13 protein-coding genes are annotated in these 12,520 nt (G+C 55.9%); 5 read left to right on the forward strand and 8 right to left on the reverse strand.

The genetic code is table 11. The annotated features are described in order from the left end of the window. The first annotated feature begins 249 nt into the window (after nt 1-249). Nucleotides 250-1,554, forward strand: a complete 1,305-nt coding sequence (gene waaA / locus FNL37_RS01385; protein ID WP_244948172.1) for a lipid IV(A) 3-deoxy-D-manno-octulosonic acid transferase — start codon at nt 250-252, stop codon at nt 1,552-1,554. Nucleotides 1,555-1,609: 55 nt separating this feature from the next. On the opposite strand, the gene FNL37_RS01390 is transcribed toward waaA, so the two are convergent. Together FNL37_RS01390 and FNL37_RS01395 are read right to left on the reverse strand one after the other, a co-directional pair. Next, nucleotides 1,610-2,164: a TetR/AcrR family transcriptional regulator gene (locus FNL37_RS01390; protein ID WP_015831101.1), complete on the reverse strand. Its 555-nt coding sequence runs from the start codon at nt 2,162-2,164 to the stop codon at nt 1,610-1,612. Beyond that, nucleotides 2,164-2,940, reverse strand: a complete 777-nt coding sequence (locus FNL37_RS01395) for a hypothetical protein (protein WP_159354880.1) — start codon at nt 2,938-2,940, stop codon at nt 2,164-2,166. Before FNL37_RS01395 ends, FNL37_RS01390 begins: the two co-directional genes overlap by 1 nt. 166 nt (nt 2,941-3,106) lie before the next feature. Between FNL37_RS01395 and FNL37_RS01400 the strand changes: the two genes are divergently transcribed. Next, nucleotides 3,107-3,586 (forward strand): cupin domain-containing protein, encoded by a 480-nt coding sequence (locus tag FNL37_RS01400; protein WP_015831099.1) that lies wholly within the window; start codon nt 3,107-3,109, stop codon nt 3,584-3,586. Nucleotides 3,587-3,651: 65 nt separating this feature from the next. On the opposite strand, the gene FNL37_RS01405 is transcribed toward FNL37_RS01400, so the two are convergent. From FNL37_RS01405 to FNL37_RS01430, 6 genes are all read right to left on the reverse strand, one after another. Continuing rightward, nucleotides 3,652-4,257: a hypothetical protein gene (locus FNL37_RS01405; protein ID WP_159354881.1), complete on the reverse strand. Its 606-nt coding sequence runs from the start codon at nt 4,255-4,257 to the stop codon at nt 3,652-3,654. 6 nt (nt 4,258-4,263) lie between these two features. Continuing rightward, complete coding sequence (locus tag FNL37_RS01410; RefSeq protein ID WP_159354882.1) at nt 4,264-4,824, reverse strand: isochorismatase family protein; 561 nt, start codon at nt 4,822-4,824, stop codon at nt 4,264-4,266. Then, on the reverse strand, nt 4,821-6,182 hold the full coding sequence (locus FNL37_RS01415) for a TolC family outer membrane protein (protein WP_159354883.1): 1,362 nt from the start codon (nt 6,180-6,182) through the stop codon (nt 4,821-4,823). The genes FNL37_RS01410 and FNL37_RS01415 overlap by 4 nt, the downstream gene beginning before the upstream one ends. A gap of 8 nt (nt 6,183-6,190) precedes the next feature. After that, entirely contained in the window at nt 6,191-6,853 is a 663-nt protein-coding gene (locus FNL37_RS01420) for a protein-L-isoaspartate O-methyltransferase family protein (RefSeq protein WP_013443330.1), read from the reverse strand. Between the two features lie 95 nt (nt 6,854-6,948). After that, entirely contained in the window at nt 6,949-8,322 is a 1,374-nt protein-coding gene (locus tag FNL37_RS01425; RefSeq protein ID WP_159354884.1) for a sigma-54-dependent transcriptional regulator, read from the reverse strand. Continuing rightward, complete coding sequence (locus FNL37_RS01430) at nt 8,322-10,001, reverse strand: sensor histidine kinase (protein WP_159354885.1); 1,680 nt, start codon at nt 9,999-10,001, stop codon at nt 8,322-8,324. Before FNL37_RS01430 ends, FNL37_RS01425 begins: the two co-directional genes overlap by 1 nt. A 108-nt stretch (nt 10,002-10,109) precedes the next feature. Here FNL37_RS01430 and FNL37_RS01435 point away from each other — a divergent pair, with 108 nt between their 5' ends. The 3 genes from FNL37_RS01435 (at nt 10,110) to FNL37_RS01445 (ending at nt 12,512) form a co-directional block, all read left to right on the forward strand. Further along, the gene (locus tag FNL37_RS01435) at nt 10,110-11,105 is read left to right on the forward strand and encodes a hypothetical protein (protein ID WP_159354886.1); all 996 of its coding nucleotides are present in this window, start codon (nt 10,110-10,112) and stop codon (nt 11,103-11,105) included. Beyond that, a complete protein-coding gene (locus FNL37_RS01440) occupies nt 11,105-11,644 on the forward strand; it encodes a type 2 periplasmic-binding domain-containing protein (RefSeq protein WP_159354887.1) in 540 nt (179 codons plus the stop codon). The genes FNL37_RS01435 and FNL37_RS01440 overlap by 1 nt, the downstream gene beginning before the upstream one ends. Nucleotides 11,645-11,870: 226 nt before the next feature. Then, complete coding sequence (locus tag FNL37_RS01445; protein ID WP_159354888.1) at nt 11,871-12,512, forward strand: thermostable hemolysin; 642 nt, start codon at nt 11,871-11,873, stop codon at nt 12,510-12,512. Nucleotides 12,513-12,520: the final 8 nt, after the last annotated feature.

Genomic DNA, 12,520 nt, shown 5'->3' on the forward strand with positions numbered 1-12,520 from the left:
TCATTTCCTTGTGATGGTCAAGCAGATTTTTCGGTGCATCCGCGCCATTTCAGTGCCTGCTTTTGTGCATCAAATGACAAGACGCCAGCGGGCAGGCGTTAGCGTAAAGGTGAGCCCTTGCTAACGAGCGGAAAAATAAATTTTTGTTCGTGATATTGACCTTTTCAGCCATTGCTGCATGCCTGATTTCGCCCGATAGAGGGGCGGTAACACATGTCCAAGTCATCCAGGATGAAACGCAGGATGGATATGTGCGAAAATAGCCTTATGCCTCGTTTCCTCTATACCCTATTGCTGTATGGCTTGTTGCCATTTGCCCCCATCAAGCTGTTGTGGCGTGGCTTGCGGCGCCAGCCAGAGTATCTGCACCATTGGGGCGAGCGTTTCGGTTTTTATGGCGGTGTGCCGGCGCAACCCGTGATCTGGCTGCACTGCGTATCGGTGGGCGAGACCCGTGCTGCGGCGCCGCTGGTGCTGGCCTTGCAGGCACGCTATCCACGTCACCGCATCCTGTTCACTCATACGACCCCTACCGGCCGCGTCACCAGCGAGCAGCTGTTTGGCGACAAGGTAGACCGCGTTTACCTGCCTTACGATACGCCGGGAGCGGTTGCCCGTTTCCTGCGCCATTTCAAGCCCGAGATAGGCTTGATCCTGGAAACCGAGTTGTGGTTCAACCTTATTGCAGCCTGCCATGCACGCCAGATTCCGCTGTTGCTGGTCAATGCCCGCATGTCGGCCAAATCCGCCCATGGCTATGGCAAGGTGGCCAGGCTCACCGAGCAAGGCCTGGCCCGCCTGAGTGCCATTGCCGCCCAGACCGAGCAGGACAAGCAGCGCCTGCAATCACTGGGGGCGCAGAATGTCAGCATATGCGGCAATCTCAAGTTTGATGTAGAACCCCCTGCTGATGCAGATGCGCTGGGAACCGCGCTGCGCGAGCGGCTGGGCGAGCTGGTCGGGCGCAATCGTCCGGTGTTTCTGGCGGCCAGCACGCGCGAAGGCGAAGAAGAGCAGATTCTGGATGCCATACGCGCGGCCGATGTGCCGCAGCTGTTGACCATACTGGTGCCACGCCACCCTCAACGGTTTACGGAAGTCGGCCAGTTGCTGAAAAAACGCGGGTTTTCCTACCTGCAGCGCTCACGGCTGGCGCATGTCACCGCGGAAGAGGCCGCAGCCCTGAATGTTGAAGTGATCCTCGGCGACAGCATGGGGGAAATGTTTACCTACTATGCGGCTTGCGATCTGGCGTTTATCGGTGGCAGTTTGCTGCCCTACGGCGGGCAGAATCTGATTGAGGCCTGCGCCATGGGCAAGCCGGTGCTGGTCGGACCACATACCTTTAATTTTGAAGCCGCCGCTGAGTTTGCGATTGCGGACCGTGCCGCCTGGCGCGTGCGCGACTCCGGAGAACTGGCCAAGGCCATGCAGCGCTTGCTGGGCGATGCTGAGGCCAGGCAGGCCATGGGGTGGGCGGCGATTGAGTTCAGCCGCAGTGCTGGCGGGGCCGTGCAGAAGGTGTGCGATCTGGTGAGGCGTTTCCTGAGGTAGGCTGCAACGCTTCCATAGCGGTAACATCCATTAAACATGCACTCACGGACTATCATCAGCTCGATGATAGGATCAAAATTTTCGCCATCTCTTTTGCCTGCCGAATGGTACCTTTGCTCCCTTCCGAGATGTCGGAAATCGAAGTACCTTCAATGATGAGCTGTAATTGCATGGCCAAGGCTTCGGAGTTCTTCAATCCTGCTTTATTAGCCATATCCGAAAGCTTTGCTCTCAGATCACGGGAAAATTCTTTTGAGGTCTGATGAACGATGCTTTCAATCTCAGGGAACTCAACGGAAGCATTGATAGATGCAAACCCCCTGAAATCTTTTTCAGCCATCATTTCCAACATCGAATTAACAAAGCTTTGAAGGTCAGCTAACGCATTTTTCTGCTGAGGAATTTCTTCAATCCGCTTCCAAAGTTTTGTGTTGTGATCACGCAGGTATTCAATAATCAAAAGCTCTTTTGAAGTGAAGTACTTGTATAAAGTCACTTTGGCAATCTGGGCCTGGGCCACGATCTTGTCTACGCTGGTTGAATTGATCCCCTGACGGGAAAACAAATCACTGGCCACGTCCAGTATGTATTGGCGCATGCGGGCTGACATTATTGGGTCATTCCTAAAACAATTTTTTGGTTGTTCTCCACTTTACATTCCCTGGCCATGTAATTGTCATACCAGTTCAGGAAAGCATTCAATTTTTCACTTTCAAATTTGGATCGGTCAGAAAAATTTGCGTTTATCACATTGATATAGCCATTCACACGATCTGGCGGCATGTTGATCAACTGCGGTGCAGGGCAAGAGCCTGCATCCAATTTTTCCTTAAGGGCGATCGTACGTCCCATGAGGCCAGGACTCATCGTTGGATGATGTTCTGGTTCAATCAAGATTGGCGCTATCGGCTCTTGCTGCGTGACAGGAAGTAAGGCTGGGGCTGGGGTCAAGCTCAGCATGAGGCAAAGTATCCCGGCTGGGAATACGACACTCTGAACTGACAGAACTCCAGTACGGGAGGGCTGTAGCTTATATGTTTGCATGATGGATTGCGTTGCCTCGCGTGCTTTAAGAAATGCCCCTGAACCAGGATTTCTGAGATCTTCTGCAATTGCACCTTGCAATAGTATCAGCGTCTGTTTCACATATCTGGCGGGAGCCCCAATTTTCGCCTGAGAGGCTAATGCAAGAAGATAGGGCGCGAGCTCGGGACACCAGTCTGCCAAAGCACGATCTGGAGTAACTGCGTCAGCGATGTTCTCACGCATACCAGGGGAGTTTAGCCATGCCTCCATGCATGAATATACGCATAGTAACTTGGCATAAGGAGAGGTCGCACTGCTCTCTATCATATGAAAAAGACTCGTGCTGTCGATTTTTAACATGAATACTTATTAATTTAATCAGAGGGTTAACTGATGGATACTCATAAGGGTAATAAATTTCCTAGCAAAATAAAAGTATACTGTTTAGTATGTAAATGTACTATTTAGTATATTTTATTAAGTGGTGCGTGCATTATCAATCCATTTTTATATGAAGGAGTTCCTCATGAAGGCAGTATGGTTAATTATTGGTCTATGTCTAACGGGTATAGTGAATGCCGAAGATTCAATTGAACGCATGCATGCAGAAAAGATGGAGTCTTTTCGATCGGCCAGTCTTCAGTGGAAAGATGAGCCTATCCTTCCTAAAGGTGCAAAAAGCGCACTATTGGTTGGTGATCCTACCAAAGCCGGCGTGTTTATAGTCCGATTGAAATTCCCTGCTCATTATCCCATTCCTGCCCATACGCATCCTTTTACTGAAGTCATTACTGTGCTCAAAGGCAAACTTGGGAATGGGATGGGAAACAAACTTAATAAGCAACATGGAGAAATATTGCATGTTGGGGATAGTTTTGTATTACCAACGAATCATGCTCATTACGTGTGGACAGAAGACGAAGAAACTGAAGTCGAGTTGATTGCCACAGGTCCATGGGATATCACCTATATTGATGCCAAGGATGATCCCCGGAAAGCGAAATAAGGCCTCTGCTAACCCTTGAATGGCTGAGCCTCCTCAGCCATAAAACGCGTCAATTGTATAAATTTTCATTCCACGGCCAGTGACTTCACCAGCACCAGTTCGCATGCACCATTGCCAGTATCGGTGCGGGTGAGGGAGCTGCGCCAGGTCCAGCCATCGGCGCCTTTGGCTTCAATCAGCTGGCCCTGAATATTCACGCGCTGCCCCACTCGTATGGATTTCAGTTGCTGGGCAATGGTGTCGTCGGCAGGCACCATGTGCATGTTCGCGCTATGGCTTTGGATTTCTTCGCGCGGGATGGGAAACTGCTCAACGCGCCAGAAATAGAAGCGACCGCTCTGGCTGATGCTGATCTGGGATAACACTGTCTCATCGGACATTCGGCCCCAGCCAAGCGCCAGATCTACGGGTGCCAGTTGCGCCGCGCGATCCAGCTGGTAACGCTGGGTGGAGAGTACGCGGGCTTGCAGGCTGAAGTCTGCCAATGGGGTAATGGTGTAGTTGTTAAGCAGAAAGGAGCTTGGGTGAGAGATGCTCTGCTGTTGCGGACTGTCGGCAGCGATGACGCCCGGCCCATGCTGCTCGGCACGTTGCTGCCAGTGGTGATAGGCGCCCCAGGCGATCAGCAGGATAAACGCAAGACGTCGCCAGGAAAGGCCTGCAAACGACATGGTCAGTTAACGGATCAGCTTGCTGATCTGCTTGAAGGCATCGCTGCCAGCGGCGCCCAGCCATTCAAAGACGATAGACTCGGTATTGCTGACGATGACGTCAGCTTGCATCAGCCGCTGCAAGGCATTCTCCTTGTGGGCACTGCGGCGGGAGAGAACTGCATCGGCCGCGATGATCACCTGATGCCCATGGGCTTGCAGGTCAAGCGCGGTTTGCAATACGCAGATATGCGCTTCCATGCCGGTGAGTATGACTTGCGGCCTGTCACTCGTTAGGTGCTGGCGAAAACCCGGCGCCTGCCAGCACGAAAACACGGTTTTCTCAATGCGGGGAACATCGCCCAGCCAAGGCAGCAATACTTCCAGGGTAGGTCCAAGCCCCTGCGGATATTGCTCGGTATACAGTCGTGGTACTTCCAGCAAGGCCGCTGCCTGCAGCAATATGCCGATGTTACGAACCACCGTTTGTGCTTCCCCGGCAAGCATGGCGGCGCAAAGATTTTCTTGCACATCAATCACCACCACTTGGCTCAAGTGGCGCTGGGCAAGGTGGGGTGGCTTGGTCATGGCTTTGCCAATTCTCCGGATGCCAGATGCTGGTTGACGGTGATCATGTCGGCATCCGAAAGCTGGCCTGTGGCAGATTTGAGCTTGAGCATCCCTAGCAGGTAGTTGTAGCGGGCTTGCAGCAAATCCCGCTTGGCGCTGAAAAGCTGCTGCTGGGCGTTGAGCACATCCACGCTATTGCGCACGCCAACTTCGTAGCCGAGATTGGTAGAGTCCAGCTGGCTTTGGCTTGAGCTCAGTGCCTGTTCGTAAGCACGCACCTGAGCGATGCTGCTGACCAGAGTTAAGTAAGCTTCGCGCGTATCCAGCTCGGCCTGTCTGCGTGCGGCTTCCAGGTCGTCTAGCGCCTTGTTCTTGTTGGCGACGGCTTCACGTACGCGCGAATTTACCAGCCCGCCCTGATACAGGGGGATTTGCAGTTGCACGCCTATCGTGGCGTTTTGCAGATCGGTGCCAAAGCCGTTAATTCCGCTACTGGCGCGGGTGTCGGTGTAGTTGCCTACCGCATCCAGCGTGGGTAGGTGACCGGCATGCTGGCGCTCAATCTCTTGCGTGGCAATATCCAGCAGCTGCTGCTGAATCAGGATGTTCAGGTTGCTCTGCTCGGCCATGCTAACCCAGGTTTCCATATTAGCGGGTTCGGGTGATGCCGGCTGCAGGTCGGCCATGGCAGGGGCCAGTCGGATAGCCGGTTGCTGTCCTGTGATGGCTTGCAGCGTGCGGCGTTTTACTTCCATATCATTCAGGCTGGCAATCTCCTGCGCCTGCAGCAGATCGTAGCGGGCTTGCGCTTCATTAACATCGGTAATGGTGGCCGTGCCTGCTTCAAAGTTGGCGCGTGCTTGCTCCAGCTGACCACCGATGGCCGATTTCTGGGCATTGATCAGGTCGAGCCTGTCTTGCGCCTGCAGGGTATCAAAATAGGCCTGCGAAATACGCAGCATCAACGTTTGTCTGGCAAGCACCAGCTGTTTATCTGCCTGGCTTACCTGGCTTTTTGCCTGGGCAAATTGAGCGCTGATCTGCTTGCGATAAATCGGTTGGCTGACGCTGACGCCATAGCCAAAGGTATCAAACGATTCACGCCCGCCATTGCGAAATACCGTGGCGCTACCCATGTAGCGGATGTCGGTTTCCGAGTGGCTGGCATTGCTGCTGGCAGTAACGGTCGGCAGGTAAAGGGATTTGCCCTGCTCCAGTTTTTCCTGCGCCGCGAGATGGGCATTTTTGGCGGCAGCCCAGCTGGGGTCGCCGCTGAGGGCGAGCTGGTAAAGGTCCACCAGATTCTGCTGGGCAGGAGCAGCCTGAGCCGACAGGCTGTACGCTGCCAGCACGAGTACATACCAATAAAAGCGCATGATGGAGCTTAGAATTCGAAGCGAGCTGGATGAGGCGCGTTTTGCAGAGGGGGCACCGAGGTTTCAAACAGCACATCGTGACGGAAACTGTCGGCGCTGACGCGACGTATCATGGTGGCTTCCATGGCAGGGCCCTCGCCTACCACGGCAAACAGGCGACCGTTGATGGCGAGTTGCTGTTCGGCAATCACGGGCAGCAAAGGCAGCGAGCCGGTGAACACGATGACATCATACGGTGCGCCATTGGCCCAGCCCTGGCTGCCATCGGCAATTTCTAGGTTCACATTGTGTATGCCGTGCTGTTGCAGTTTGCGTTGGGCGGCAACGCTGAGGTCAGCATGAATTTCCAGGCTGACCACTTCCTTGGCGAGCGTTGCCAGCAAGGCGGTCAGGTAGCCACTGCCCGTGCCGATTTCGAGCACGCGGTCAGTTTTGCTGATTTCCAGCGCCTGCACGATGCGGCCTTCCATCTTGGGTGAAAGCATTTGCTGACCAGCGCCGATGGGGATTTCCAGATCAGCAAACGCCAGACCACGATATTGTTCCGGCACAAAATCCTCGCGGGGTACCTGACTTAACAGGTCCAGTACGCGGGCGTCCAGCACTTCCCATGTGCGGATCTGCTGCTCAATCATGTTAAAACGTGCTTGTTCTACATCCTTATGCATCATCTTGCTTCCGTCGCATGGTCAGTGAGTGCTTGATTATAGCGCCTGCACTCCGAGTTTCAATCAATACGGTTCAATCCCGTTTTCTCTGGCTGATTTCAATGACTTGAATCAGATGCGGGCTCATCATCCAGCTTGTAACGGCTGAGCTTGTACCACAGCGAACGCTCGCTGATATCCAGCAGCTTGGCGGCCCGGCTTTTATTGCCTTTGCTCTGCCGCAGGGCGGCTTCAATCAGTTTTTTCTCCAGCGCTTCGGTAGCCAGTGGCAAGGACAATACGGCAGTGGCATTCTCCGGCGATACAGACGCCGACAAGGGGCTGGCGCTGAGAATATCGGCAGGCAGGTGTTGCGGTTCAATGGCGGATTTTCCGCAAACGATGCATGAGCGTTCCAGCACGTTTTCCAGCTCGCGTACATTGCCCGGCCACGCATACGATTGCAGCGCAAACAGGGCAGCCTCACTGATGCTGGCCTGGCGTTTCTGCAGAAAATGCGACACCAGCAGGGGAATATCGCCGTTGCGATCGCGCAAGGGTGGCAAGTCTATCCGGAACACATTCAGGCGGTAATACAGATCCTCGCGCAGCTTGCCTTCCTTGACGGCTTGCATCGGGTCGCGGTTGGTGGCGGCAATCACGCGGATGTCCACGGCGGTGGCGCGGTTGCTGCCCAGACGTTCGATCACGCCTTCCTGCAGTGCGCGCAGCAGTTTGGCCTGCAGGTTGACCGGCATTTCCGTCACCTCGTCCAGAAACAAGGTGCCGCCATCGGCCAGTTCGAATTTGCCTATGCGCTCCTTGATGGCGCCGGTGAAAGCGCCGCGTTCGTGACCAAACAATTCCGACTCCAGCATTTCGGAGGGGATGGCGGCACAATTCACCGCGACAAACAGCGCATCCTTGCGCGGCGAAAGCTGGTGCACACCACGCGCCACCAGCTCCTTGCCGGTACCGGTCTCGCCGACAATCAGGGTAGTGGCTTTTTCCGGGGCGACCTGGCGGATGGCTTGCTGCACGCGCTGCATGGCCGGGCTCTGGCCGACCATGCCGTCATCGCCGTGCGCCTCTTCACGCAGGAACTGGTTTTCCAGCTTGAGGCGGCTCAGCGAAAGCGCACGCTCAATGGCAATTTCCAGGGTTTCCAGATCAAACGGCCGCAAAATGTAATCCGACGCGCCCAGCTTCATGGCTGCAACGGCGGTGCTGATTTCGCCCTGAGCCGTCACGATGATCACCGGCACCTGCAGCCCTTCCTTCTGCATGGCTTGCAGCAGTTGCAGGCCATCCATCACCGGCATATGCAAATCACTCACCACCAGGTCAGCGCCGCCTTCGCGCAGGATATCCAGCGCCTCCCGGCCATTTTCGGCCACTACCGGCTGGTAACCGGCTTGTCGCAGGCTGATCTCCAGCAAGCGGCGCATATTGGGTTCATCGTCCAGTGCCAGGATGCGTTTGAGGGGGGACATTATTTTTCTACTCCGGAAAGAGGTAACAAAATACGGAATTCAGCGCCGCCCAGCGTGCTGGTGATGGCGCGTATGCTGCCATGATGTGCTTGCACAATTTGTCGTACGACGGACAGACCGAGGCCGATGCCACCGCTGCGCTTGGTAAAGAAGGGGTCAAATACCTGCTCACGCTGTTCTTCGGGTATGCCCGGGCCATTGTCAGATACGGTAATGCAGGCATGCTCACCAGCTGTGCTGCTACCCAGCACGATGCGGCCGCCCTCCGGCAATACCTGAATGGCATTCAGCAGCAGGTTGAGCAAGACCTGTGTCATCTGTTCCGGGTCGCAGATGGCAATCAGGCCTGCATCCAGCTGGGTTTCCAGCGCGATATGTTTTTTCTCGGCCTGCATGCGCAGCATGGCGGCCGACTGGGAGCACAGCTGGCTGATGTCCACGGGCGTGAAATTGGGCAGGCGTGGCCGGGCCGAGTCGATGAGGGTGGATACCAGTTTGTTCAGGCGCTCGGTTTCGCTGATGATGAACCCGCACACTTCGCGGCCTTCTTCGCTGAGGGTGGGTTCGCGCAGCAACACCTGGGCTGAGGAGCGCAAAATGCCTAGCGGCGTGCGCACTTCATGGCTCATGGCGGCTGCCATTTCACCGACTACGGCGAGCTTGGCGGCGCGCGTCAGGTTTTCTTTGGAGCGCTCCAGGTCTTCGATCATGCGGGCAAAGGCGTGTGACATGGCATCAATCTCGGCCGGGCCACCGCGCGGTGGGGCCAAATTGCTAGGTGCACGCATAAAGCCCAGGGCAAAATTCGTCAGCTTGGCGATGGGGCGTGTAATGGCGCGGGCAACCGGCACGGCGATGAGCGTCGCCAGCGCCACGGTCACCAGCAGCAGGGCCAGGAAGATAAACGCCATTTGACGCACCGGCGTCATGGCCTGTGCGCGGTTTTGCAGAATGTCCACGCGCCAGTCGAAGCCGGCAAAGTTCTGGTAACCATTGGTCTTGGCATGGCTGCTCAGTTTTTTTGCCAGATGAATCGCATGCCAGCGGCTGGTGCTGCTGAGGAGATGCTGCTGATTATCGTAGAGCGCGGCGGCACTGCGGCCAGTGACTGCACTTTCCAGCACATGCTGCACCTGCAGCCAGTCGAATACGGCCACCAGTTGCCCGACCGGCGCTTCGGTGGAGGTGCTGTAGATGGTGGCGAGTATAGGCAAGCGGTCATGGTCTATCGCCCCCAGGCTGATCTGCGTTTGCGGCAGGCTGGCCTTTTGCCAGGGCTGGATGGGCTTGTGAGGCTGGCCAATGCGCTGGATATTGCTCGATGCCACAATCATGCCCTGGTTGTTGACCACATACAGCTCAACATAAATATCGCGGTAGCTTTGCTTGAGGTCGCTCAGGAATTTGGACAGTCGCTTGTCGACATCGTCAATGCGGATTTCCTGCATGATCTCGAGCTGGCTCCACGACGCCACGTTCTGCAAGCGTTCAAACATCATGCGATCCACTTCATCGGCCGTGGCGATCGCGCGCGTTGTCATGTCACGCTTGATTTCGGTCTTGAGGGCGCTCCGGGCCTCGTAAAACGCCATGCCGGTAATCAGCAGGGTGGGCAGCAAACCTGCCAGTAGAAACGCCCCTAACAGGATGTATCGTATCGGTAGCGCTTTGCTGAGCATGATTTCAGTGCGAGAATCCGCAAATCGGCATCAGGCGCTCTTCGCAAAACGCAGCGCGCCTGAGGCAAGGGAAGGTGTATTTTTGGTGATTCATACGCTGGGGAATGTATGCGTGCATTAAGCTGCTATGGGGTGTTGAGTGTAGTCGTCGCACTCAGCCTCTGCAAGTCTGCTGCGGCGGACGATACGGCAGGCGGTTTTCTCGATGGCTTCAAGCTGGGCGGTTATTCCAGTGCCTATCTGAATGTGCATCCCGGTGGTAAATCAGAAGCCAGCCTGGAAGAGGTGAGCTTTTTGCTGCGCTGGGAAGGCGAAGGCCGCTGGCGGTTTTTCGCAGAACTTGAGCAGGAAAAACCCGTGAGCTGGAAGTCCGGCGAGGGACTCACCAACGATGGTGCCAGGATAGACCTGGAGCGTTTCTACTTCGATTACAACATATCCGAACAATATAATCTGCGCGCTGGCCGCTTCCTGACCCCGGCTGGCCGCTGGAATCTTATCCATGCTGCGCCGCTGGTATGGACTACCACCCGCCCGTTGGCGACCAGCCGCCTGTTCCCGCAATCTACCAACGGCATCATGCTGTATGGTGCCAAGTCGTTTGATAACCGTGCCTTTGAATATACGTTTTTCATGGAGGCGCTGGAAGACCAGCATCTGGACGGCGACGAGATTCAGTATCGCGATACCCATGGCGCGCGGTTTGCCTTTACCGGCAAGCTCAATCTTGGCCTCACCCTGATGGAATTTACCGAGGATATCCCCGGCACGCCGCAGTTCCGGATGATGGGGGCCGACTTCATGGTCAAGCATGATGACTGGGAGTTTAGCGGAGAAGCCTATCAGCGTTACTACAGCAATAACCGTGATGGCGGCAGTGGCGCCTATCTGCAGGCGGTAGCGCCTCTGGGCAATCGCTGGTTTGCCGTCGGTCGGCTGGAAAACTTCAAACGCCCGGCAGAAGGCTCGGCCGAACGCTGGGTCGTGGGCACCGCATGGCGCTTGCAGCCTAACCGGGTGTTCAAGCTCGAGTATGTGGGTGGCGATGAAGAGCGTGCCGACGCGCCCAAGGGCCTGTTTACTTCGTTTGCCATCCTGTTCTGATGCTCTCCCGCCCTGGCATGTTGCGCTATCGAGACCTTCTGACGGTGTGGGTGTCACGTCCGTGCATGGCGGTGCTCGCGCTCGTCTTCGCCGGCATGCTATCCATGGGCCAGCCCTTGGCAGCCCCTGCGGATACGCTGGCGGTGGTGGTGCCCAAGACGCAGAGCGGCAAGATAGGCAGCCTGGTCGATCTCTCGCTGATTTACTGGCGCAAAAAACTGTATTGGTCAGAAGGGGTGCGTATGCAGCCGGTGAACCTGCCGACCGATAGTCCCCAGCGCCGACAGTTCTCGCAGCGCGTGCTGGGCAGCTTGCCCGAGACGCAAGCCGAATACTGGAACGAAGTGTATTACCACGGCACTACGCCGCCGCATGTGGTTTCCTCGCAAGAGGCGGTCCTGCGCTATGTGGCGGATACACCGGGTGGCATAGGCTATGTCGACGCCTGCAAGGTGGATTCCCGGGTCAAAGCTGTGGCCTGGCTGTTGGGAGATGGATCGTTTACTACCAGCCCGCCCGCCCTGAACTGCCCCCCTTAAGTGCTTGCCGCATAGCGATTTTTTTGATCAATCGCGAGGGCCGTAAACTCCCTGGCGCGATAAACCCTGCAATTTTTGTATGGTCTTGGCTTGCACCTGACAATTCCTGCGCTTCGACTATTTGCGATGAAATATATAAGTATATGATTTATAAAAAATAGTTGCCATTTTTTTAACATGGCATGCCGATTGCGACATGATGACTACCACTTACAGGAGAGTCGTCATGTTGCCGGCACCGAGCTTTGATCCCCAGAAAATAACACAAGCGCATCAGTCATATACGACCAAGCGCCAGCAAGCGATTGTGCCCTTGCATATGGCGGGTGGCTTGCAAACCACGCTGGCCGGGCCGGATGCACAGGATCGCGCGGAGCTGGAGCAGTTTGTGCGCAGCGTGTTCCGACTGGTGCATGGCGCCCGCATACGCCATTTCATGCCGACGCTGATGAGCCTGCGCGATGACGAGGGCAATTTGCATGCAGTATGTGGCGTGCGACATGCAGCCGAGCAGCCCCTGTTTCTGGAAACCTATCTCGATCAGCCGGTCGACTTGATCCTGAGTGCTTCGACCGGCAAGCAGGTCGCGCGCGACCAGATTCTGGAGGTGGGCAATCTGGCGGTATTTCAGCCTGTGCATATTCGCCATCTGCTCGCCAGCGTGAGCCTTTACCTGCATGGCAGCCAGGCCGAGTGGGCCGTGTTTACCGCCACACCTGCCCTGCGCAATGCCCTGCTCAAGCTGAACATGCAGCTGGTGCATCTGGGGGCGGCCGATATTCAGCGCTTGCCCGCCGAAGAGCGCCCTGACTGGGGCCGTTATTATGACAATGCACCGCAAGTGCTTGCTGTGCGTCGCATGCAGTAGGAGCTGGC

The sequence above is a fragment of the Methylovorus glucosotrophus genome, assembly GCF_009858335.1.
Classification (GTDB): domain Bacteria; phylum Pseudomonadota; class Gammaproteobacteria; order Burkholderiales; family Methylophilaceae; genus Methylovorus; species Methylovorus glucosotrophus.

Excerpts from the sequence above, each read along its gene's own strand:
- waaA (WP_244948172.1), top strand. The coding sequence starts at position 250 with ATGTGCGAAAATAGCCTTATGCCTCGTTTCCTCTATACCCTATTGCTG.
- FNL37_RS01390 (WP_015831101.1), bottom strand. The coding sequence starts at position 2,164 with ATGTCAGCCCGCATGCGCCAATACATACTGGACGTGGCCAGTGATTTG.
- FNL37_RS01395 (WP_159354880.1), bottom strand. The coding sequence starts at position 2,940 with ATGTTAAAAATCGACAGCACGAGTCTTTTTCATATGATAGAGAGCAGT.
- FNL37_RS01400 (WP_015831099.1), top strand. The coding sequence starts at position 3,107 with ATGAAGGCAGTATGGTTAATTATTGGTCTATGTCTAACGGGTATAGTG.
- FNL37_RS01405 (WP_159354881.1), bottom strand. The coding sequence starts at position 4,257 with ATGTCGTTTGCAGGCCTTTCCTGGCGACGTCTTGCGTTTATCCTGCTG.
- FNL37_RS01410 (WP_159354882.1), bottom strand. The coding sequence starts at position 4,824 with ATGACCAAGCCACCCCACCTTGCCCAGCGCCACTTGAGCCAAGTGGTG.
- FNL37_RS01415 (WP_159354883.1), bottom strand. The coding sequence starts at position 6,182 with ATGCGCTTTTATTGGTATGTACTCGTGCTGGCAGCGTACAGCCTGTCG.
- FNL37_RS01420 (WP_013443330.1), bottom strand. The coding sequence starts at position 6,853 with ATGATGCATAAGGATGTAGAACAAGCACGTTTTAACATGATTGAGCAG.
- FNL37_RS01425 (WP_159354884.1), bottom strand. The coding sequence starts at position 8,322 with ATGTCCCCCCTCAAACGCATCCTGGCACTGGACGATGAACCCAATATG.
- FNL37_RS01430 (WP_159354885.1), bottom strand. The coding sequence starts at position 10,001 with ATGCTCAGCAAAGCGCTACCGATACGATACATCCTGTTAGGGGCGTTT.
- FNL37_RS01435 (WP_159354886.1), top strand. The coding sequence starts at position 10,110 with ATGCGTGCATTAAGCTGCTATGGGGTGTTGAGTGTAGTCGTCGCACTC.
- FNL37_RS01440 (WP_159354887.1), top strand. The coding sequence starts at position 11,105 with ATGCTCTCCCGCCCTGGCATGTTGCGCTATCGAGACCTTCTGACGGTG.
- FNL37_RS01445 (WP_159354888.1), top strand. The coding sequence starts at position 11,871 with ATGTTGCCGGCACCGAGCTTTGATCCCCAGAAAATAACACAAGCGCAT.